We start from the raw sequence: 22,393 nt of genomic DNA on the forward strand, positions 1-22,393 counted from the left end.
TAATAAATAACCTAATTTTGGAGTATGACTTTAACCATGCGAAACCTATACTTACTAACCATTCTTATGCTGCCATTTTTAACAATGGCACAAGAACTGCGTATTTTTACTAAAGCAGATTTTAACTTAATTGGCAATGTTAAAAAAAGTACTGTAATTACAAATTACGGTAAAGAAGAGTTTTACTTTAATAAAGATGGGAAATTAACAAAATCTATAACTCGCTATACAGATAAAGATTATAGTATAACTTACTACAAATACAAAAACAATCAAATATTAGAAAAACGATTAGAAAACTATAGAGATGGTGCCTTTGATAAAAGTACATCTATAGCGCATATTTTTTCTATTGATACTACAGGTAATAAACATATAACAGAAAAAATACTTACATACAGTAAAAAGTTTTTAGACCAATATGAGTATGAGTTTGATGAGCAGGGTAAATTAAAGGTTATTAAACGTATTAATAATGAAGAGGTAGATGAAACAACTATAACTTATACAACTACTGATACAGAAAAAGAACAAACATTTTACTTAAACGGAAAAATACAAAAGTCCATACGCGAGTCTTACAAAACAAATGCAAAAAAAGAAAAATTAAAAATAACTTTAACGAAACAGTTTTTAGATGGCAAACCTTTAAAGGCAGAAGAAGTAGTTACTAAAGAAGATGGAACAATAGTTTATAAAGATTATTTTGTTGCAGACGCTACAGGAAATAAGTTTATGTTAGATAAAAAGGAAATATATACTTATAAAAATGATATCAAAGTTGTAGATAAAATAACCGTTAAAAAAGAAAAAACTACTTATGATATAACCTATATGCATCAATTTGATGGGGATAAAGGAAATTGGATAAAACAAGTTATATCACCAGATAACACCTATACTACACGTAAAATAGAATATTACCCAGAAGAAGAAATACCTGCTGAAGAGAAAACTGTTAAGCAATAATTTTTATGTATTAAAAAACTGTTGCTTTATTATTGCCCATTCTTCTTTTAATATACCGTAGCAGCAGGAGTTTCTTTTAATGTTATTTTTAGTAATAACATTTTGTCTTAATATACCTTCTAAGGATGCTCCAAGTTTTTCTACGGCTTTTCTAGATTTAATGTTTCTTTCATCTATGCGAAATTCAACTTTGTTAAAATTTAAATTTTCAAAAGCATAGGTAAGCATAAGGTATTTCATTTTGTGGTTTAATCCGGTACCTTGAGTTTTAGGAGAAATCCACGTCCAACCTATATGTAAAACTTTATTTTTATCATCTATATTACCAAATCGGGTAGAACCTACGTAAGCAGATGTTCTCATATCAAATACAGCAAAAGGAATACTGTTTTTGTCTTCTATTGCTGTATGTATATAATTAGTTAGTTTTTTTAGTGTAGATATGTCATTAGAACCATATTTGTGTACATCAATTTGTTGTGCAATTGGCCATAACAGATCTATATGTTTTTCTTTTAAAGGAATTAGTTGTACAACGTTGTCCTTTAAATTGTCTACATTGTGTATCATTCTACTAAAGAGTTTATTATTTCCTTTTTAACCTCATGTGCACCTTTAAAGGTTATAAAATTGGTGTTTGGGTCTATAATGTTTTTAATTCTTATTTTTTCTGCTTTCTTTCGGTCTTCATCAAAAAAGGCATCTTCATCACCAACTATATGAGTTGTTTTGGTTTTATTGTTGTTTAAATATGTAAAGTCTGTTTTAGAGAGTTCATTAGGCACAGTGCCAGCATATAAAACAATGTGGCTGCATTCAATTTTTTCTTGAGCTAGCCATCTTGTTACCACAGATACCCCTTGAGAATATCCTAAAACAATAAAATTGCAATGTTCAGGAATATTTTCTGCAAGGTATACTTTGTTTAAATAGGCAATAACGTTTTTAGTTTCTGTAACTGTATTTTCTCTAGTAAGCCAACTAGCTCCAATATGAGTATACTTATTATTTAAATAGTATTTTGAAGGAGCTTGTGGAGCAATTATATAATTTTCTTTACTATTTAGTTCGTTAAAATAGCGTAAAAAATATCTGCTTAAATAGCCTATGCCGTGGCATACAAGCCAAATATTTTTAGTGTCTTTGGTTAGGGAGTTAAGTGTAGCATAAGAGTTGGTAGTTGTGTATGTTACTTCTTTTTCTGTAGGCTGCATAAAACAGTAGTTTCAAATGTGTAAAAAAATCAAAATTTAAAGTTATAGCTTTTGTTGTATTTGGATTGATTATTTTTACAAAAAAATATGAGATGAACGAATTTCAAGAAAAAATACTACGTATTTGTAATGAAAACTCTAAAAATACGCTAATGGAAACATTAGATATAGAGTATGTAGAAGTAGGAGAGAATTTTTTAGTTGCAAAAATGCCAGTAACACCAAAGGTATACCAACCAGACGGAATTTTACACGGAGGAGCAACAGCAGCATTAGCAGAGAGTGTTGGTAGTGCAGCGTCTTATATTTTTTTAGACGGACAAGAATATTTTGTACGCGGATTAGAAATTACCGCAAACCACGTTAAGAGTGTTAAAGATGGTAATGTGTATGCTAAAGCCAGCATTATGCATAAAGGAAGAACTACGCAGCTTTGGCAAATTAGAATTACTAATGATGCTGGAGAGTTGGTGTCTTTATGTAAACTAACAACTATTTCTTTACCAAGAAAAAAGTAATTTAATGAATCAATTTTTTGATCAACTACAAGAGCAACTTAATGCACAAAAACCTTTTGTAGTGTACAGAAAACCTAATGAAGATGTAGTTACTGCTGTGTTGCAAGAAGATGCTGTTTTACACTATGTAAAAGATTATCAGGAGTCTGGCTTTGTATTTGCTCCTTTTGATAGTAATTCTGCATCAATTTTAATTCCAAATAAAACTATAATAACAACAAATTATAGTGCAGAAGAACAAACAAAATCTACTGCAGATGCTAGTACTGTTAATACATCAATCCAAGCAGAAAAAGAGGCACATATAGCACTTGTAAAGAATGGTGTTAGTGCTATTTCTAAAGGGCTGTTAACAAAGGTTGTTTTATCACGTAGTATAGAAAAAATAACCCAAAAGGAACCTTTAGCATTGTTTAAGGAGTTGTTGGCTACTTACAAAACCGCTTTTTGTTATTTGTGGTACCACCCTAAAGTAGGGATGTGGTTGGGGGCTACACCAGAAGTATTGCTAAAAACTACAAACCAACGTATAGAGACTTCTTCATTGGCAGGTACACAAGTTTACAAAGAAGGCGAGGAGCCTGTTTGGGGAGAAAAAGAGTATAATGAGCAAGATGTAGTTACGCAGTTTATTAAAAATGAGCTAGCAGATAAGGTTGTTAATTTAAAGGCAGGTAGTGTAGCATCTGTAAGAGCAGGTAAACTTTGGCACTTGCGCACAAAAATAACGGGAGTAATGCATAACAATTTAAAAGAGATTTTAACAGCACTACACCCAACACCAGCTACTTGTGGATTTCCAAAACTTGCTGCAAAGGAGTTTATACTAGCACATGAAAATTACAACAGAAGTTTTTATACAGGCTTTTTGGGAGAACTAAATTTTAGTAAAGAGCAGTTTAGGGCTAAAACTAAAAGAAATATAGAAAATAGAGCTTATACAGCCATAACAAAAGTTAGTAACTTATATGTTAATCTACGCTGCGCAGAGTTAACCCAAGATGTAGTAAAAGTATATGTGGGTGGCGGTATAACCATTGGGTCTAACCCAGAAAAAGAATGGGAAGAAACTGTAGCCAAAAGTGGTACTATGTTGCGTATTATTTTAAAATAATTGGGTAAACAACGGTTTACGCAGTACTTTTGCACTAGTTATTTACTAATAAATATTCTTATAATTTGAGATACTCTAGCATACCTACTGCCCAATCTGTAATATTACACTGTAAGGCAAAAGGGGTAAAAGATATAGTAATATCACCAGGTTCTAGAAACGCACCATTAACCATTGGTTTTACAGAAGACCCATATTTTAAATGTTATAGCGTAGTTGATGAACGTTGTGCTGCATTTTTTGCATTAGGTATTGCACAAAATACAGGTAAAATAGTTGCCGTTGTATGTACATCTGGTAGTGCTATGTTAAACTACTACCCAGCAGTTGCAGAGGCTTTTTATAGTGATATTCCTTTATTGGTTATTTCTGCAGACAGGCCAAGTTACAGAATAGATATTGGAGACGGACAAACTATTAGACAAGAAAACGTTTTTAAAAACCATATAGGCTACCAAGCTAATTTAAAACAAGATGTCTCTCATGCAACAACTACTATACAAAAATTTGGAGAACAACTTTTATCTGCAAAAAAAACAGTAGAAGAGCAGCAAAAAGACATTAATACATTTAATAGCGCAGAGCTACAAAATGCAATAGACTATGCTGTAAATGAGTATGCGCCAGTACATATTAATGTACCTTTAGAAGAGCCGTTGTACAATACAGAAGAGTATAGTTGTGTATACCCGACGGTTAAAGAAGAGGAGGAGACTATACCAGAAAGTTGCTCTAAATTAGATGATTTTGCTTCAATTTGGAATACGTCTACCAGAAAAATGATTTTAGTAGGAGTTAATAAGCCTAATGTTGTAGAACAGCAATTTTTAGATGAGGTTGCAGAAGATGAATCTGTTATTGTTTTTACAGAGACAACATCTAACATACATCACTCTACTTTTTTTAATAGTATAGATAGCATTTTAGCACCTATTGAAAAATCTGAAAACAAAGAAGAATTATTTACAGCCTTAAAGCCAGATGTTTTACTAACCTTTGGAGGTTTAATAGTATCAAAAAAAATAAAACATTTTTTACGTACGTACAAGCCAAAACATCACTGGCATATAGATGGTAAAAAAGCATACAATACATTTTATAGCTTATCTCATCATTTTAAAGTAGATACAAATACTTTTTTTAATGCTTTTTTAGATAAAACAAAATTTGTAGATAGTACATACTACGCTAAATGGTCTAAGGTTAAATTAAATTATGAAGAAAAAAGAGAAGCATATTTAAAAACTATTCCGTTTTCAGATATGTTGGCTTTTTCTCAAATACTACCAAGTATCCCAGATGGTTACCAAGTACACTTGTCTAACAGTTCTACGGTAAGGTATGCACAGTTATTTCCCTTAAAAAATACTTTAAAAGTGTATTGTAATCGCGGAACCAGTGGTATAGATGGTAGTACTTCTACAGCAGTGGGTGCATCAATATATAATAAAAAGCCAACCCTTTTAGTTACAGGAGATTTAAGTTTTTTATATGATAGTAATGCACTTTGGAACAACTATGTAAAACCAAATTTTAGGATAATAGTAATAAATAACAGTGGAGGTGGTATTTTTAGAATTTTACCAGGACAAGAAGAAACCGAAAACTATAAAACCTATTTTGAAACGGCACACAATTTAGAAATAGAAAACTTGTGTAATATGTATAATGTTGATTATAAGTTGGCTAATGATGAAAATACATTAAACCAACATTTAGAAGATTTTTATAAAGAATCTGACAAGGCAATTTTATTGGAGGTAAAAACCCCTAGAATTATAAACAATAAAATTTTGCTTAGTTATTTTGATTTTATATCTTAGAAGCATTATTAACATTAACTATACAAAAGAATATTAAAATTATGAGCCAAAGAGATGATTTAATTGCAAAGTACGCTGCCGATTTAAAAGATAAATTTGGAGAAACGGCAGATATGGATTTATTAACAAAGGTTACTATTGGATTAGGTCCTTCTATTTATAATAAAGACTCTTCTAAAGTATCTGGTTCTGATGAGAAAGAATTAGAAACAGTTAAGAAAAACTTCTTAATGAAAAAATTAGGAATGAGTGATGACCCAAAATTAATGGAGGGTATTAAAACTGTTATGGACAAATACGGATCATCTAACAAAAATAAGCATAGAGCTGTAGTTTATTATAAATTAGCTCAGCACTTTAAAAAGGAGTCTGTTTACGATAAATAGAATTTTAAAGAATTATGTAAAAGAGGCTACCTTAAACAAGGTAGCCTCTTTTTTTTACTGTACTTTTGCAAGCATACAATAGTTAAAATGGAATTAGGAAAATATAACACTTTAGAAATATTAAGAGACACCAGTGTTGGGTTGTTTTTAGGAGATACAGATGGTAATGATGTTTTATTGCCAAATAAGTATGTACCAGAGAATTTTGAAATAGGTGATATGCTTACTGTATTTTGCTATTTAGATTATGATGAAAGACCTATTGCTACAACCTTAAAACCCTATATTATACGTAACGATTTTCATTTGTTACGTGTAGCTGAGGTTAATAATTTTGGTGCGTTTATGGAATGGGGTTTAGAAAAACATTTGTTAGTGCCTTTTAGAGAACAACGTACAAAAATGGTAGACGGCCAATGGTATATTGTTTATTGTTATTTAGATGAACAAACAGATAGGTTGGTAGCATCTAACAAATTAGATAAGTTTTTATCTAATGAAGAGTTAACCGTAGATAATAATGATGAGGTTAATATTTTGTTTACTCGAAAAACAGACCTTGGTTGGGAGGTAATAATTAACAACTTACATAAAGGATTAGTTTACGCTAATGAGGTTTTTAAAGATATTGCCATTGGAGATAAACAAATAGGGTATATAAAAAATATTAGACCAGATAATAAAATTGATGTTTCATTACAGCCATTAGGTCATTTAATTTTAGAACCAGTAGCTAATGCTATTTACGAAAAATTAAAAGAAAATGGAGGCTTTTTAGGTTTACATGATAAATCTGACCCAGAAGATATTAAAAGAGAGTTAGAGCTAAGTAAAAAAGCATTTAAAAAAGGAATAGGAACATTATACAGAGAACGAAAAATAGAAATTAAGTCAGACGGAATATATTTGAGTTAAATAATTAGCGTTATTTTGTAAAATAAAACCTACAGCGCTATTTTTGTTATATAAATTAAGTTATTCATTATTTTATTTTAGTGTAAAAAACGTTAAATTGCATATACCATAACTATAAGCAAACATTAACCAACCTGTAAATTAAGAATATGCCATTTATAGAAGAAGTAGATTTATTAGAACTACACAAGGATATAGATAAGGCTCAATTAATGAACGAGCGTTTATTAGATCAAATAAAATATAAAAACAAAGAGTTAAAACGAAAAAAAAGGCAGCGTAATGTGCTGGGTGTAATAGCAGCTGTTTTTTTCTTAGGAACATTAGTTTTTACCTCTTTTTCTGCCGGCTTATCTACAAGGGCAAGAGCTTTTAACTCTGCAGAAAATAATAATATACTAGTATCTATAGACAGTTTAGACGTAATTAAATCACGTATTAATAACTTAAAAGAGCAAAACGAAGAACTTAATTTTGTAAACGACTTTTACTTAGCACGTAACATTTTAGAGAAAAAAGTAATATACTCTGTACAAGTTAAAACGTTTGTAGATAATAATGTAACCTTAGTATCTAACTCATTAGCAAACACGTTATTTGTAAAAAATAACCCTTTTTATACATATTCTATTGGAAATTTTGAGACTATTGAAGAAGCTAGAACTTTTAGGTTACAGCTTGTAAAAATGGGTTTTGAAGATGCCTTTGTTGCTTCATATAAAAATGGCAAAAGATTAAAAATAGAGAATCCTAATTAAAATGAAATTAAAAGCTTGGGTAAATGCAGCCAGGTTAAGAACCTTACCTTTATCTATATCCGGAATTATTGTAGGCTATGCTTTGGCTAGTTTATATGGTTTTAACAACAGTACAATTTTTATACTAGCACTTTTAACTACAGTAGCACTGCAAGTAACGTCTAACTTTGCTAATGATTATGGAGATGGTGTAAAAGGTACAGATAATGATGACAGAATAGGTCCAAAACGTGCTTTGCAAAGTGGTATATTAACCCGTAAAGAACTTAAAAAAGGAATTATAGTAGCTATTGTATTATGCTTGCTGCTAATAGCAGGTTTAATATTTACAGCATTTACAGCATTTACAGCAGATAGTATTATATACATAGCATTGTTTTTTATACTTGGTTTTTGTGCTGTTTGGGCATCAATAAAATACACTGTAGGTAAATCTGCTTACGGCTACAGAGGTTTAGGAGATGTTTTTGTATTTATCTTTTTTGGCTTAGTAAGTGTATTAGGCGCAATGTTTTTACTAACAAAAACACTTTTTACAATGGCTTTTTTACCAGCTATTACAATAGGCTTGTTAAGTGTAGCTGTCTTAAATCTTAATAATTTAAGAGATATTATATCTGATAAAAACTCAGGAAAAAACACTATAGTTGTTAAAATGGGTTTTTTAAACGGAAAAAAGTACCATTATTCAATACTTATAACTAGTTTTATAAGTGTATTAATTTTTACAATATATAATTATACTAACGTACTAAATTTTATGTGGTTGTTAGCTTATATTCCTATAGCTAAACACTTTATAAAAGTATTAAAAATGAAGGATTCTTTAACAATGGACCCAGAACTAAAAGTAGTGGCTTTAAGTAGTTTTTTATTCGCTATTTTGTTTTATTTTAGTTTTAATAATTTTTTGTAAATTAGCATAGATTAAGTCCATAAAAAACCAACTGAATTGGAAAAACCCATTAAAATTTTAATTGTAGAAGATAACGTTATTATAGCAGATGATATGCAATCTATGCTAGAAGAAATTGGCTATGAAATAGTTGGTAATGTTATTGTTTACGAGCAAGCAGAAGAAGTATTAAGAACTACAGAAGTAGATTTGGTACTTATAGATATTATACTAGCGTCAGACAAAACAGGTATAGATTTAGGAAAGCATATTAGAGATAACTACAATATACCTTTTATTTTTGTTACATCTAACTCTGACAGAGCTACAGTAGAAAAAGCAAAAATTGTTAAGCCTAACGGTTATTTAGTTAAACCATTTGAGCAACAAGATTTATACACATCAATAGAAATTGCATTATCTAACTTTAACTACTTAGATAAACAAGGTTTAACAGAAGATGATGTAGAAAAACCAATGTCTAATTCGGTTTTAAAAGATTCTATTTTTGTTAAAAAACAACATTTATATTACAGAATAAACTTTACAGATATTCAGTTTATAAAGGCAGATAATGTTTACCTAGAGGTTAATACAGTAGATAAAAAGTTCTTGGTTAGATCTCCTTTAAAAGATTATTTAGAAAAATTACCTAAAGATAAGTTTTATAGAGCTCATAAATCATACATTGTAAATGTAGATCATATTGGAGCGGTAAATTCTAAAGATGTTATGATTAATGATAAATTAATTCCAATATCTAAAGAGTTTAAAGAATTTATTATTTCTTCTATGAATTCATAAAATAATACAGCAACTACAAACGTGTAAAGCCTTACTATAATTTAGTAAGGCTTTTTTTTATATCACATTGCAAAAAATAATATTCTTTTGCTATTAATTAGAATCATTTTTTTGTAATATTTTAATTTACCAGCAATTAAACAGAGTAAATAAATTATTTATTTTAATATTAAACTTGCTAAGTATAATTAGAATGGTGCAATTCTTACATAACTATAGTTCTTTTATACATTTTAAGAGGTTTTGCCTTATTATTTTTACTATTTTCAGCTTATAATTATTAAGAAAATCATAACTTGCCCTAGAGTTTAACAAAAACTTAAGAAAAAGGAGTGTTTTGGGGCACTACGCTCTTTTACTTATACCCAAGTAAGGCAAGAATTTTTTATAACAGACCCGTAATATGATTACAAAAATTGCTAAATTTTTAAGCAACAATAAAAATACACAGTACACTTTAAAAACAAACAACAGCATATTTTCTTTTAAAACATATATTGCTGTATTCTTTTTTTCGTTTGTTTTTATTAATCTGTCTAATGCGCAAGAAATACAATTACAGCAAACTGTTTTAGACAGTTTTGTTAAAATACCGTCTGCTAAAGATAAGTTTGCCTACTTTTATAAAACACCAAATAGATATAAAGAAAACTCTAGCTATGAGTGGTTAGAGCGTATAGACTCTATGTTAACTAAGGCCAGAAATGCTCAGGATGATGGCTCTGTAGAATACTATAGAATTTTGCAAGCACACATACATCAAGACTTGGTGCAGTATGATAAAAGTATTGCTATTACCAATGAGTTATATATAGATAAAACAAAGCTTAGTGACACCCTTAAAAGTGCATTGTTAGATATTATGGATGAGAATTATTCTCAGCTTAAACTATATGAAAAACAAATTGCAATACGTAAGGAAAAGAAAGAACTAGGTTTAGCAGACAATATTTCATTTTATGATATTTATGCAGACCAAGGCCTATACCAAAAAGCCAGAAGCGAATACATAAGAGAAAAAAGCAATGTTGTTAGTAGTGATGATTATTACGGACAAGCTGTTTATAATAATAAAATAGGAGATTTTTTAAGGTTAGATAAATCTTCACAAGTTGCCTTAGAAAAATATCAAGAAGCACGCAAATACATAAATACATATTTAGATACTATTGCCAGACCAAAAACTGAAGATGAGTTGGCAAAAGGAGCTCTTTTAAAAGGTGTTATAGAGGGCAATATAGGTAAATGCTATATGCTTTTAAAAAGGTATGAAGAGGCTATACCATTGTTAGACTCTAGTTTGGTTAAAATTAGAGAATTTAACGTAGAAGTATATTCGCAAGACGCGGTAGAAAACACCTTAGACTTAGCTAATTGCTATTTACAGACTAATAAATTAGATAAGGTTTTAGAGCTTATTAATGATGACTTACGTGCAATAAAAGTATCTAACGTATTACGCAAAAATCAATTGTTGGCTGTTTATTATCAAAAAATGAACGATTACAAAAAAGCCAACTACTATTTAAATAACAATATAAAAATTAACGATTCTATTAGAGTTAATGAAACGCTTAAAAAGCATCAGCAAATTGCAACTGTTTTTGAAAAAGAATTAGAAAATTCTGAAGACAGATTAGATGAAAAGAAAATAGAATTAGAAAATGCAAAAATAGAGGCACAGGCTAGTGATGAGCGTATGAGTCTTATTTTAATATCGTTAATATTTACATTATTAGGCTTAGGTGGTTTGGTATTTGCTTACATCAAAAGTATAAAAAACCAACGCGTTATTGCTAAGCAAAATAATATTATAGAAAGTCAGTTAACAGAAAAAGATTCGCTTTTAAAAGAAATTCACCATAGAGTAAAAAACAACCTTCAAATGGTATCTAGTTTGTTAAGTCTACAAACTAAAAATACTAAAAGTAAAGCTGCAATTATGGCTTTAGAAGAAGGTAAAAGTAGAGTTAAAGCTATGGCTTTAATTCATCAAAAACTATATCAGAATGATGATTTATCTGTAATAGAAATGCAAGGCTACGTAGAGAGTTTGGTAAACAGTGTACAATCTGTATTTAAAAAAGGAGGTCACAATATAAACATTACCATAGATGCAGAAGGTGTAGAGTTAGATATTGATAGAGCAATTCCTTTTGGATTAATACTAAATGAGCTTGTTTCTAATTCTTTTAAATATGCTTTTCCAGATAATGATGAAAATGGTAAAATATACATTCATTTAAGAAATACAGAAACTGGTGGTTATTTTGAATATACAGATAACGGTGTTGGTTTACCAGAAGATACAGATGAGAGAACTAAATCTTCAATGGGAATTCGTTTAATGAACCGTTTGGTAAATCAATTACAATCTACACTTAATATAGATAAATCTGTAGAAGGAGTTCGTTTTTGGTTCAATTTTAAATAAATTTGAACTAAAATAACATACTATGAAAATTACATTCCTTGGTCACGCAACTTTGTTAATAGAGGTAGCAGGCAAAACTGTTTTGGTAGATCCATTTATTTCTGGTAATCCAAAGAATAATAATCAAGTAGATAAAGACTCTTTAAACCCAGATTACATTTTAGTTACCCACGCACATCAAGACCACGTTTTAGATGTAGAAGATATAGCTACAAGAACCAATGCAGTAATAGTTAGTAATTACGAGATTGCTACGTATTATGAAAATAAAGGACTAAAAGTACACCCAATGAATCATGGAGGTAGTTGGTCTTTTGATTTTGGAACTGTAAAATACGTTAATGCTATACACACATCTTCATTTGCAGATGGTACAGAGGGTGGTCTTCCTGGAGGATTTATTATCGCATCAGCAAACAAAAGTGTTTACATAGCTGGCGACACAGCCTTAACTATGGATATGAAACTTATACCAATGTTTACTAAGTTAGACTTAGCCGTTTTACCAATAGGAGACAACTTTACTATGGGTGTAGATGATGCTATTATTGCATCAGACTTTATAGAATGTAATACTATTTTAGGCTACCACTTTGATACTTTTGGTTTTATAGAGATTGATGAAGCTAAAGCTATAGAAAAGTTTAAAGCGTCAGGTAAACTATTGCATTTATTGCCAATAGGCAATTCCCTTACAGTATAATTTTTACTGTTATGAAAGCAATTTATAAGAAATACACGCTAGATTTTAAAAGGCCTAGTGGTACTTCCCGTGGTGTACTTACCCAAAAAGAAACTTGGTTTATTATTTTAAAAAATGATAATAAAACAGGAATTGGTGAATGCGGAATTTTAAGAGGTTTAAGTATAGACGATGTTCCAAACTATGAAGAAAAGCTAAATTGGGTGTGTAACAACATTCATTTAGGCTTAGAGGTTCTTTTAAATGATTTAACAGAGTTTCCTAGTATACAATTTGGTTTAGAGCAAGCATTTTTATCATTAACAGCAGATAATCCTTTTATTTTATTTGAAAATAATTTTTCAACCAAAGAAGCTCCTATTCCAATAAACGGATTAATTTGGATGGGAGAGGAGTCTTTTATGCACCAACAAATACAGCAAAAACTGAAAGACGGGTTTAACTGTATTAAAATGAAAATTGGAGCAATAGATTTTGATACAGAGGTTTCGCTTTTAAAATCGATTAGGAAAACATACAAAAAAGAAGAAATAGAGCTGCGTGTAGATGCTAACGGTGCTTTTAAAGAAGATGCTTTAGATAAGCTTAAAATTTTAGCAGAATTGGACTTACACTCTATAGAACAGCCAATTAAACAAGGTAATTACGCAAAAATGAAAAATTTGTGTGCAGTTACACCATTGCCTATTGCTTTAGATGAAGAATTAATTGGTGTGTTTAGTGTAACAAAAAAGCAAGAACTGCTACAAACAATACAACCGCAATATATAATTTTAAAACCCAGTTTAGTTGGGGGTTTTAAAGGGGCACAAGAGTGGATTTCCATAGCAGAAAAATATAATATTGGTTGGTGGGTTACAAGTGCATTAGAAAGTAATATAGGGTTAAATGCAATTGCACAATGGACCTATGGTTTGCAAAGTAAAATGCCGCAAGGTTTAGGTACTGGTAGTTTGTATACCAACAATTTTAATAGTCCTTTAGAGGTTAGTAACGGAGCTATTAGTTACCGTAATAACTTAGATTGGCAACAAAATTTAATAGAAGATTTATGTATATAGAACAAGGGCTCAAAGCAAAAACAAGAGGTATGTGGAAGTATTTTATACTTCCAACTGGGTTTATAATTTTAATGATATTTAATTATATCTCTGTAAAAACCTCTCCAATTCCTGTAGATGAGCTAATGAATAAGTTAATAGAACAATTTGGTAGAAATCCAGTGTTTGCTATTAACTTAGTGCCTTTAGCATTTGGTTTGTTGGTGGTTTTAGGTTGGACAAAGCTTGTGCATGGGCAATCTGTAACATCTTTAACTACCGCAAGAAAAAAGATAGATTTTAAACGTATTGGATTTTCTTTTGCTTTTTGGGGATTATTAACCATATTTTTATTTGCTATTGGTTTTGTTCTTTCTCCAGACGATTTTGTTTTTAATTTTAAGTTAGGGCCTTTTATAACTTTAGCTATTATTAGCATACTTTTAATTCCGTTACAAACTAGTTTTGAGGAGTACCTTTTTAGAGGGCATATGATGCAAGGTCTTGGTATTTTATCAGGAAATAGGTTAGTGCCTTTAATTATTACATCTGTTTTGTTTGGTGTTATGCATATGGCAAACCCAGAGGTAGAAACACTTGGTTATGGTATAATGGTGTACTACATTGGTACGGGGTTCTTTTTAGGTATTATAACGCTAATGGATGACGGTTTAGAACTTGCTCTTGGTTTTCACGCTGCTAATAATTTAATAGGAGCACTACTTGTTACTGCAGATTGGACCGTTTTTCAGACAGATTCTATTTATGTAGATGTTAGTAAGCCAGAGTTGGGTTGGGATATTTTTGTGCCAGTTTTGGTAATATATCCAATACTAATATTCCTTTTTGCTAAAAAATACAAATGGGCAAACTGGAAAGAAAAGCTAACTGGTAAAGTTTTTAAAGAAGAAGAATTGACTGCAGAACAGCTTACAGATGAAGCATTTTAGTAGCATTAATCCTAAGTTTAAATTAAACGGCATTTCATATACTAAGGATCAATTGTGTTCTTTAGCTGTAGAATTGGCAGAAAAAGACAATTTTAAAAAAGAAATAGGCTCTTTTTTGCAAGATTGGCTTTCTAATTCGCCTACATTAATTGTTCATACTTCTGGCTCTACAGGCACACCTAAGCCAATAATACTACAAAAACAGCAGATGGTAAATTCTGCTTTAGCAACAGGTTCTTTCTTTAATTTAAAAGAAAGTGACACAGCTTTATTATGTTTACCCGCAAGTTATATTGCTGGTAAAATGATGCTGGTAAGAGCATTGGCTTTGGGTTTAGAAATAGATTTTGTAGAACCCAGTTCTAATCCTTTAAAAGAAATAAATAAAAAATATAAATTCTCTGCAATGGTTCCTATGCAGGTTTATAATTGTTTGCATAATTTACACTTTATAGATACACTTATAATTGGTGGTGCAGCTGTTTCATTAGATTTAAAAGAGAAATTAAAAAGCGTGTCTACACATTTGTTTGAAACTTATGGGATGACGGAAACCATTACCCATATTGCAGTAAAAGAAATTAAATCTGATTCTTTTAAAACCTTACCAAACGTTACAGTCTCTTTAGATAATCGTAATTGCTTAATTATTAATGCGCCAAAAGTCTCAGATGTTATTATAACTACTAACGATGTTGTAAAACTTATAACGGAAAACGAATTTAAATGGTTGGGTAGGTTTGATAATATTATAAACTCTGGTGGAATAAAACTGAATCCAGAACAGATTGAAGCTAAATTATCTGACTATATTAATTCTGATTTTTTTATTACAAGCTTGCCCGACCCTGTTTTAGAAAACAAACTTGTTTTGCTAATAGAGGGGGAGCAAAAAAATGAAGATATTATTACTACGCTAAAAAAATCTACTGCATTTACCTCTTATGAAATACCAAAGGAGGTAAACTACATTACTAATTTTGTACGTACAGAATCAGGTAAAATTCAACGTACTAAAACTTTAGAATTACTTAAAAAGTAACTTAACTCACTCAAAAGTACACTTCCCTAATTCTGTGTTTTTCTACTAATGACTCTATTGTAGGTTTGTTTTAAACTTATAAACCAATCATTATGAAAAACTTTTTAATTGCCTTATGTATCATTTTTTTTAGCACAGAATTAAGTGCTCAGACAAAAACAGTTACAGGAACTGTAATGTGTGATAACAACCCTTTGCCCGGAGTAAATGTTGTTGTTAAAGGAACAAACAAAGGCGTATTAACAGATTTTAATGGTCATTTTTCAATAAAGTCTATGAAGAATGATAAACTTGTCTTTACCTGTTTAGGTTATAAACCTAAAGAAATTAAACAGAAAAAAATAAAGTCAACAGTTAACTTACAAGAAGATTTTACAATTTGCTTTGCTAAACTATCGTATTTTTTACCATTTAATATTTACGAGTTTAATGCAGAAAATATAAACACACCACAAGATTTGTACAATACAATTAGGACAAAAGTTCCGGGTGTACAAATAACAAACACTCAAACTAATAATACACCAAAAATTACAATGCGTGGCGATAGTAATACCATTGTTATTATAGATGGTGTACGCTACACAGATACTTCAATCTTACAAACCATAAACCCTTCAGATATTGAAAAGGTGTACGTTGCTAATTCTGTTGCAGCATCTAACTATTTACTAACCAAAAGAAACTAAACCTTATGAAAAATCTATTATTTATACTTTGCGTAATTGTATGTAGCATACAAGCAAACGCACAAGAACTAACAATTACGGGTACAGTTACAGATGTTACTGGTCCTTTGCCAGGAGTAAATATCATTAGTTCTGGGACTAAATACGGAACAACCACAGATTTTGATGGTTTATACACTATAAAAACAAGAAAAGGAGATACGTTAGCATATACCTACATAGGCTATAAATACAAAGAGGTTGTAGTAAAAGATAGTCTTAAAATAGATGTAGTTTTAGAAGAGGATAATGCAACTTTAGAAGAAGTGGTTGTTGTGGCATATGGCACAACTTCAAGAAAATCATATACAGGTAGTAATGTCAGAAAGGTAACAAAGAGAGAAAAAATACAAAACAATATTTCTAGCCAATTAACAGGTAATGTTGCAGGTGTACAGGTTACAAAGGGAGCCAAAAAGAGAGGTAAGCCAATTCAGATTAGAGGTGTATCATCAATTAACACAGCTAAGGATCCATTGTATATTGTAAACGGAGTTCCTGCTAAAGAGGGTAACAGAGCTATTTATAAAATTAAGCCATCAAAAATTACATCTATGAAAGTTTTTAAATCTCCTAAAGCAAGAGTATTGTTTGGAGACTCAGCCAAAAACGGATGTATTGTAATTACCACTAAAGGATATACAAATACAATTAATTATGATGAAGAATATGCTAAATTATCAGAAAATCAGTTTAAAAAGGCTACGCTAAATCCGCTTTCTACTTTTTCTATAGATGTTGATAAGGCAGGTTATAGTAACGTAAGAAGAATGATAAATAACGGAGACAATATACCTTATGATGCTGTTAAGATTGAAGAAATGGTAAATTATTTTGATTATGATTACCCGCAACCAACAGACGAACATCCATTTTCTATATCTACAGATGTGGCTAAAACGCCTTGGAATACACAAACACAATTGGTTCGTATAGGTTTACAAGGAAAAGAGTATTTAAATGAGGAGTTACCAGCTTCTAATTTAACTTTTTTAATAGATGTTTCTGGCTCTATGGAAGATCATAATAAGTTACCGCTTTTGATATCTGCTTTTAAATTGTTGGTGCATCAACTTATAGAAAAAGATAAAGTTTCCATTGTGGTTTATGCTGGAGCTGCTGGTGTAGTTTTGCCTCCAACTAATGGAGATCAAAAAGAAAAAATAATAAATGCATTACAAAAATTAGAAGCTGGTGGCTCTACCGCAGGCGGACAAGGTATTAAATTAGCATACAAATTAGCAGAAAAGAATTTTAAAAAGAACGGAAACAACAGAGTTATACTTGCTACAGATGGTGATTTTAATGTTGGCGCATCTAGTGATACAGCTATGGAAAAATTAATAGAGAAAAAAAGAGCTTCAGGAGTTTTCTTATCTGTTTTAGGTTTTGGTATGGGAAATTATAAAGACTCTAAGTTAGAAACCTTAGCAGATAAAGGAAACGGCAACCACGCTTATATAGATACTATGCAAGAGGCACAAAAAGTATTTGGTGATGAATTTGGAGGTACGCTGTATACTATTGCTAAAGATGTAAAAATTCAGGTTGAGTTTAATCCTGCTAAAGTACAAGCTTACCGTTTAATTGGTTATGAAAACCGACTTTTAGCAGATGAAGATTTTGTAGATGATACTAAAGATGCTGGTGAGTTGGGAAGCGGACATAGGGTAACGGCACTTTATGAGGTGATACCTGTTGGTGTAAAAAGTGATTATTTAAAAGAAGTGTCACCATTAAAATACACAAATGTAGTAGCAGCAGATAGCTATACGGATGAGTTGTTTACGGTAAAGTTTAGGTATAAGAAACCAAATAAAGATACAAGTATAGAAATGGTTCACATTCAAAAAAATGAAGAAACAGAAATGTCTACTGATTTTAAATTTGCTTCTGCAGTTGCTTTATTCGGACTTAAATTACGTAAATCTCAGTTTACAAATAATGCTAGTTATACTACTATAATTGAGTTAGCAGAACAGGGCAGAGGGGAAGATGCACAAGGTTACAGAGCAGAGTTTATACGTTTAGTAAACGCTGCACATAAAGAGTTGTAGTGTTAATAGTGGTTGTATTTTTAAGTGTTAACTAGCAATGGTTAACACTTTTTATGCTGTAATCTGTAAAATAGTATAGAGGCAACTAAACCAATAAAAGAAAAAATAGCCAGCATAATAAATACGTGTTGGTGACCTAATTCACCAGGAGAATTATCTAATAATATCCCCATTAACGGGCCCGCAAAAATATCTGGTGTATAGCCTATAATAGAAATAAGTCCTACTGCAGTTCCTGTTAATAGTAAAGGTATATGACCTTCTTGCATTGTAGCAAAATATAAAGAACGCACCGCGTAAACTCCGGTTACAGTAATTAAAATAGAAGCCATAAATAGTGTTGTACTTGTAGGATTAATAATTCCTGATGCAAATAGTAGAGCACCTAAAATACTAAAAATAAAACTAATAATAAGCCAAAGTGTAGTTTTGCTTTTATCTGCAATAAAACCTATTAAAATTCCAATAAACGGTCTAATAAATAGTAAAATTGTGCCTATTTCAGCAGATTTTACTTCATTATATAACATTACATCTTTTGCGTAGAGCGAGAAAACATCAGTTATTTTATAGCCTACATAAGCACATAATATTATCACCATTAACAACCAAACAGATGGTATTTTTAAAACTGTTTTTATTTGATGAGTAGATATGGATTGTATTTGTATTTCTTCTTCTTTAATTTCTTTAGATTTTAAGAAAAACCAAACAACAATACCAATTACAATAATTATTGCAGAAGTTACCCATACAATATAATTAAATGCTTCTGCTCTATTTGCTAAGCTAGCAGTTTCTACAGAACCAATTATAAATAAAGAAAATATAAAAACACCTAAAGCACCAAAACTAGCACCAACTAAACCTCTACCGCCATCTAAAAAACCAAATGCTTTACCTTGGGAGTGGTTTCCTCCCCAAACGCGTGTAGCTTTTATCATTGGGGCCCAAAACAAAAAAATGGTTGTAAATCCCCAATAACCATACAATATTTTAAGAACAAAATAACTAGGGTTACTTGCAAGTACCAATCCGCCTAAAGCAGTAGCAAATAATGCTACAGCAATTAGTTTTCTAGGAGGAAATTTATCTGCAATTGGTCCGCCTAATAAATAGGAAGCCATAGCAACAAAACCATAAACAGAAAAACAAGTGCCTAGCTCTAAATTTGTAAGATTAAAAACCTCTAAAACTGTAGGTCTAAAAACTCTAGCTAAAACAAACGGTAATATAAAAACTGCTTCCCCTGATAAAATTAGGAGAAACAGATATAGCCAATTATGTTTTTTTTTAGTGTTGATAAATAGAACTTTGAGTGTAAAAATTAAACCTGTATTACTCCTAAGTTAAAAGGTTTTTCAATAGGAGCGTGGTTAGCGGCTTCAATACCCATAGAGATCCATTTTCTGGTATCTAGTGGGTCTATTACACCATCTGTCCAAATACGAGAAGCAGCATAATAAGGAGATATTTGCTCGTCATATCTTGCTTTCACTTTATCAAATAATTCTTTTTCTTTTTTCTCGTCTATTTCTTCACCTTTTTTCAGCAATGAAGCTTTTTCAATCTGCATTAAAACCTTTGCAGCAGAATTACCACTCATTACAGCAAGCTCTGCACTAGGCCAAGCAGCAATTAACCTTGGGTCATATGCTTTACCACACATAGCGTAATTACCAGCACCATAACTGTTGCCAATAACAATAGTAAATTTTGGAACTACAGAGTTGCTAACTGCATTTACCATTTTTGCTCCGTCTTTAATTATACCACTATGTTCACTTTTACTACCAACCATAAAGCCGGTAACATCTTGTAAAAATACAAGCGGTATTTTCTTTTGGTTGCAATTTGCTATAAAACGGGTAGACTTATCTGCGCTGTCATTATAAATAACACCTCCAAATTGCATTTCTCCTTTTTTGGTTTTTACCAACTTTCGTTGGTTAGCAACTATACCAACAGCCCAACCATTTATACGAGCATAACCTGTAATTATAGTTTTTCCGTAACCTTCTTTGTATTCTTCAAACTCAGAATCATCAACCAAACGCTTAATAATCTCAAGCATATCATACTGGTCGCTTCTAGATTTTGGTAAAATACCATAAATATCTTTAGGGTCTAATTTTGGTTTTTTAGGTTCAATTCTGTTAAAGCCAGCCTTGTCAAAATCACCAATTTTAGCTACTATTTTTTTTATTTTATCTAAAGCATCTGCGTCATCTTTAGCTTTGTAATCAGTAACACCAGATATTTCGCAATGTGTAGTAGCGCCACCTAAAGTTTCGTTATCAATGCTTTCTCCAATAGCAGCTTTAACAAGGTAGCTACCCGCTAAAAATATACTAGCTGTTTTATCTACAATTAAAGCTTCATCACTCATAATTGGTAAATAAGCACCACCTGCAACACAACTTCCCATTACTGCAGATATTTGGGTAATTCCCATACTACTCATTACCGCATTATTTCTAAAAATGCGTCCAAAATGCTCTTTGTCAGGAAAAATTTCATCTTGCATTGGTAAATAAACACCAGCACTGTCTACCAAATAAATTATTGGTAATTTATTTTCTATTGCAATTTCTTGGGCTCTTAAGTTTTTCTTGCCAGTTATAGGAAACCAAGCACCAGCTTTAACAGTGGCGTCATTAGCAACAACAATACATTGTTTGCCTTGTATATATCCTATTTTAACAATAACTCCTCCAGATGGGCACCCGCCATGTTCTTTGTACATTCCTTCTCCTGCAAAAGCAGCTATTTCTATAACATCTGTATTGTTATCTAAAAGATAGTCTATACGCTCTCTGGCTGTCATTTTGCCTTTGGCGTGTTGTTTTTCAATTTTACTTTTGCCACCACCCAACTTTACTTTGGTCAGTTTATGTTTTAAATCTGATAAAAGGAGTTTGTTGTGATCTTCGTTCTTATTGAAATTTATATCCATTCTGTAAAAATTGCTTTAGACCATAAAGATAAGTGGAATAATATATATGATATTGATTAACTTTGATAAAAGTTTAAAAAAATAGTTGATTGATGAGCAAAAAAATAGGTTGGGGTATAGTTGGTTTAGGGAATATTGCAGATAAGTTTGCTAAAGATTTAGCTTTGGTTAAAAATGCAAATTTAGTTGCAGTATCTTCTAGAAGTGAAGAAAAAGCAAATACGTTTGCAGATAAACACAATGTAAAAAATAGATATACCAATGCCCAAGATTTATTTAATTGTACAGATGTAGATGTTGTTTACATAGCTACTCCGCATACCTTGCATATTAATTTTAGTATACAAGCTATGAACAGTGGTAAGCACGTTTTGTGCGAAAAACCAATGGGAGTTAACAAAGAGCAAGTGCAAAGTATGATTGCTGCTGCTGTTAAAAACAATGTTTTTTTAATGGAAGCTTTATGGAGTAGGTTTTTACCATCTATACAAAAAGTAAAGCAAATTGTAGATGCTAATGAGTTAGGAACTATAAGTTATATTAAGTCTGATTTTGCTTTTTATGGTTTAGATAGGGCAGAGGAGAGTAGACTTTTAAATCCAAATTTAGCAGGTGGCTCTTTATTAGATATAGGAATTTATCCTGTATTTTTATCGTACCTTTTGTTAGGAAAGCCAAATGAAATATTAGCGACAGCTAATTTTTATAAAACCGGAATAGAAAAACAAATTTCTATTATTTTTAAATATGATAACGCACAGGCGCATTTGTATAGTGGTTTAACGGCAAGCACAGAAACAAGCTCAGAAATATCTGGTGAAAAAGCAACGTTAAAATTAGAAACTAGATGGCACGAGGCTGAAGAGTATTATATTGAAAAGGCTCGAGAGAAAGAGTATTATAAAACAGCCAAAAAAGGAATTGGTTACACATATGAAATAGAAGAAGTGCACAAATGCATTGCTAACAACCAAATACAAAGTAGCCTATGGTCTCATCAAAATAGTTTAGATTTAATACATTTATTAGATCAAATTAGAGATCAAACAGGTATAGTTTTTCCTTTTGAAGCTTAATTTATTAGGTA

At 30.9% G+C, this 22,393-nt stretch carries 21 protein-coding genes; 17 read left to right on the forward strand and 4 right to left on the reverse strand.

Annotation, left to right across the window (positions count from 1 at the left end; all coding sequences use genetic code 11):
- Positions 1 to 66 precede the first annotated feature (66 nt).
- The gene (locus tag CELLY_RS13495) at positions 67 to 969 is read left to right on the forward strand and encodes a hypothetical protein (RefSeq protein WP_051456052.1); all 903 of its coding nucleotides are present in this window, start codon (positions 67 to 69) and stop codon (positions 967 to 969) included.
- Positions 970 to 972: 3 nt separating this feature from the next.
- Here the strand turns inward: CELLY_RS13495 and CELLY_RS13500 are convergent, their stop codons facing one another.
- A complete protein-coding gene (locus tag CELLY_RS13500; protein WP_013622242.1) occupies positions 973 to 1,539 on the reverse strand; it encodes a GNAT family N-acetyltransferase in 567 nt (188 codons plus the stop codon).
- On the reverse strand, positions 1,536 to 2,183 hold the full coding sequence (locus tag CELLY_RS13505) for an alpha/beta hydrolase (RefSeq protein ID WP_013622243.1): 648 nt from the start codon (positions 2,181 to 2,183) through the stop codon (positions 1,536 to 1,538). The genes CELLY_RS13500 and CELLY_RS13505 overlap by 4 nt, the downstream gene beginning before the upstream one ends.
- Before the next feature lie 92 nt (positions 2,184 to 2,275).
- On the opposite strand from CELLY_RS13505, the gene CELLY_RS13510 reads away from it, so the two are divergent.
- The 15 genes from CELLY_RS13510 (at position 2,276) to CELLY_RS13580 (ending at position 18,350) form a co-directional block, all read left to right on the forward strand.
- Entirely contained in the window at positions 2,276 to 2,701 is a 426-nt protein-coding gene (locus CELLY_RS13510) for a PaaI family thioesterase (protein WP_013622244.1), read from the forward strand.
- 4 nt (positions 2,702 to 2,705) lie between these two features.
- Entirely contained in the window at positions 2,706 to 3,815 is a 1,110-nt protein-coding gene (locus CELLY_RS13515; protein ID WP_013622245.1) for a chorismate-binding protein, read from the forward strand.
- 65 nt (positions 3,816 to 3,880) lie between these two features.
- The gene (gene menD, locus CELLY_RS13520; protein ID WP_013622246.1) at positions 3,881 to 5,638 is read left to right on the forward strand and encodes a 2-succinyl-5-enolpyruvyl-6-hydroxy-3-cyclohexene-1-carboxylic-acid synthase; all 1,758 of its coding nucleotides are present in this window, start codon (positions 3,881 to 3,883) and stop codon (positions 5,636 to 5,638) included.
- A 41-nt stretch (positions 5,639 to 5,679) separates the two neighbouring features.
- Positions 5,680 to 6,024 (forward strand): DUF2853 family protein, encoded by a 345-nt coding sequence (locus CELLY_RS13525; protein WP_013622247.1) that lies wholly within the window; start codon positions 5,680 to 5,682, stop codon positions 6,022 to 6,024.
- Positions 6,025 to 6,111: 87 nt separating this feature from the next.
- Entirely contained in the window at positions 6,112 to 6,939 is an 828-nt protein-coding gene (locus tag CELLY_RS13530) for a CvfB family protein (protein ID WP_013622248.1), read from the forward strand.
- Between the two features lie 149 nt (positions 6,940 to 7,088).
- Positions 7,089 to 7,697 carry a sporulation protein gene (locus CELLY_RS13535; RefSeq protein WP_013622249.1) on the forward strand — a complete coding sequence of 203 codons (609 nt, stop codon included), beginning with the start codon at positions 7,089 to 7,091 and terminating at the stop codon, positions 7,695 to 7,697.
- A 1-nt stretch (position 7,698) separates the two neighbouring features.
- Positions 7,699 to 8,613 carry a 1,4-dihydroxy-2-naphthoate octaprenyltransferase gene (gene menA / locus CELLY_RS13540; protein ID WP_013622250.1) on the forward strand — a complete coding sequence of 305 codons (915 nt, stop codon included), beginning with the start codon at positions 7,699 to 7,701 and terminating at the stop codon, positions 8,611 to 8,613.
- Positions 8,614 to 8,649: 36 nt separating this feature from the next.
- Complete coding sequence (locus tag CELLY_RS13545; protein WP_013622251.1) at positions 8,650 to 9,396, forward strand: LytR/AlgR family response regulator transcription factor; 747 nt, start codon at positions 8,650 to 8,652, stop codon at positions 9,394 to 9,396.
- A 403-nt stretch (positions 9,397 to 9,799) separates the two neighbouring features.
- The gene (locus tag CELLY_RS13550; RefSeq protein ID WP_013622252.1) at positions 9,800 to 11,830 is read left to right on the forward strand and encodes a sensor histidine kinase; all 2,031 of its coding nucleotides are present in this window, start codon (positions 9,800 to 9,802) and stop codon (positions 11,828 to 11,830) included.
- A gap of 22 nt (positions 11,831 to 11,852) precedes the next feature.
- Positions 11,853 to 12,533 (forward strand): metal-dependent hydrolase, encoded by a 681-nt coding sequence (locus tag CELLY_RS13555; protein WP_013622253.1) that lies wholly within the window; start codon positions 11,853 to 11,855, stop codon positions 12,531 to 12,533.
- A gap of 11 nt (positions 12,534 to 12,544) precedes the next feature.
- Positions 12,545 to 13,594, forward strand: a complete 1,050-nt coding sequence (locus tag CELLY_RS13560) for an o-succinylbenzoate synthase (protein WP_013622254.1) — start codon at positions 12,545 to 12,547, stop codon at positions 13,592 to 13,594.
- A complete protein-coding gene (locus CELLY_RS13565) occupies positions 13,585 to 14,523 on the forward strand; it encodes a CPBP family intramembrane glutamic endopeptidase (RefSeq protein WP_013622255.1) in 939 nt (312 codons plus the stop codon). The genes CELLY_RS13560 and CELLY_RS13565 overlap by 10 nt, the downstream gene beginning before the upstream one ends.
- On the forward strand, positions 14,510 to 15,565 hold the full coding sequence (locus tag CELLY_RS13570) for an AMP-binding protein (RefSeq protein WP_013622256.1): 1,056 nt from the start codon (positions 14,510 to 14,512) through the stop codon (positions 15,563 to 15,565). Before CELLY_RS13565 ends, CELLY_RS13570 begins: the two co-directional genes overlap by 14 nt.
- 92 nt (positions 15,566 to 15,657) lie before the next feature.
- A complete protein-coding gene (locus CELLY_RS13575) occupies positions 15,658 to 16,254 on the forward strand; it encodes a carboxypeptidase-like regulatory domain-containing protein (RefSeq protein ID WP_013622257.1) in 597 nt (198 codons plus the stop codon).
- 5 nt (positions 16,255 to 16,259) lie between these two features.
- Positions 16,260 to 18,350: a YfbK domain-containing protein gene (locus tag CELLY_RS13580; protein ID WP_013622258.1), complete on the forward strand. Its 2,091-nt coding sequence runs from the start codon at positions 16,260 to 16,262 to the stop codon at positions 18,348 to 18,350.
- A 41-nt stretch (positions 18,351 to 18,391) separates the two neighbouring features.
- Here the strand turns inward: CELLY_RS13580 and CELLY_RS13585 are convergent, their stop codons facing one another.
- Both CELLY_RS13585 and CELLY_RS13590 read right to left on the reverse strand, forming a co-directional pair.
- Complete coding sequence (locus CELLY_RS13585; protein ID WP_013622259.1) at positions 18,392 to 19,654, reverse strand: MFS transporter; 1,263 nt, start codon at positions 19,652 to 19,654, stop codon at positions 18,392 to 18,394.
- A 23-nt stretch (positions 19,655 to 19,677) separates the two neighbouring features.
- Positions 19,678 to 21,306: an acyl-CoA carboxylase subunit beta gene (locus CELLY_RS13590; RefSeq protein ID WP_013622260.1), complete on the reverse strand. Its 1,629-nt coding sequence runs from the start codon at positions 21,304 to 21,306 to the stop codon at positions 19,678 to 19,680.
- Positions 21,307 to 21,398: 92 nt separating this feature from the next.
- On the opposite strand from CELLY_RS13590, the gene CELLY_RS13595 reads away from it, so the two are divergent.
- Positions 21,399 to 22,382, forward strand: coding sequence for a Gfo/Idh/MocA family protein (locus CELLY_RS13595; RefSeq protein ID WP_013622261.1), 984 nt, complete (start codon positions 21,399 to 21,401; stop codon positions 22,380 to 22,382).
- Positions 22,383 to 22,393: the final 11 nt, after the last annotated feature.

This window comes from Cellulophaga lytica DSM 7489 (assembly GCF_000190595.1).
In the GTDB taxonomy this organism is placed as follows: domain Bacteria; phylum Bacteroidota; class Bacteroidia; order Flavobacteriales; family Flavobacteriaceae; genus Cellulophaga; species Cellulophaga lytica.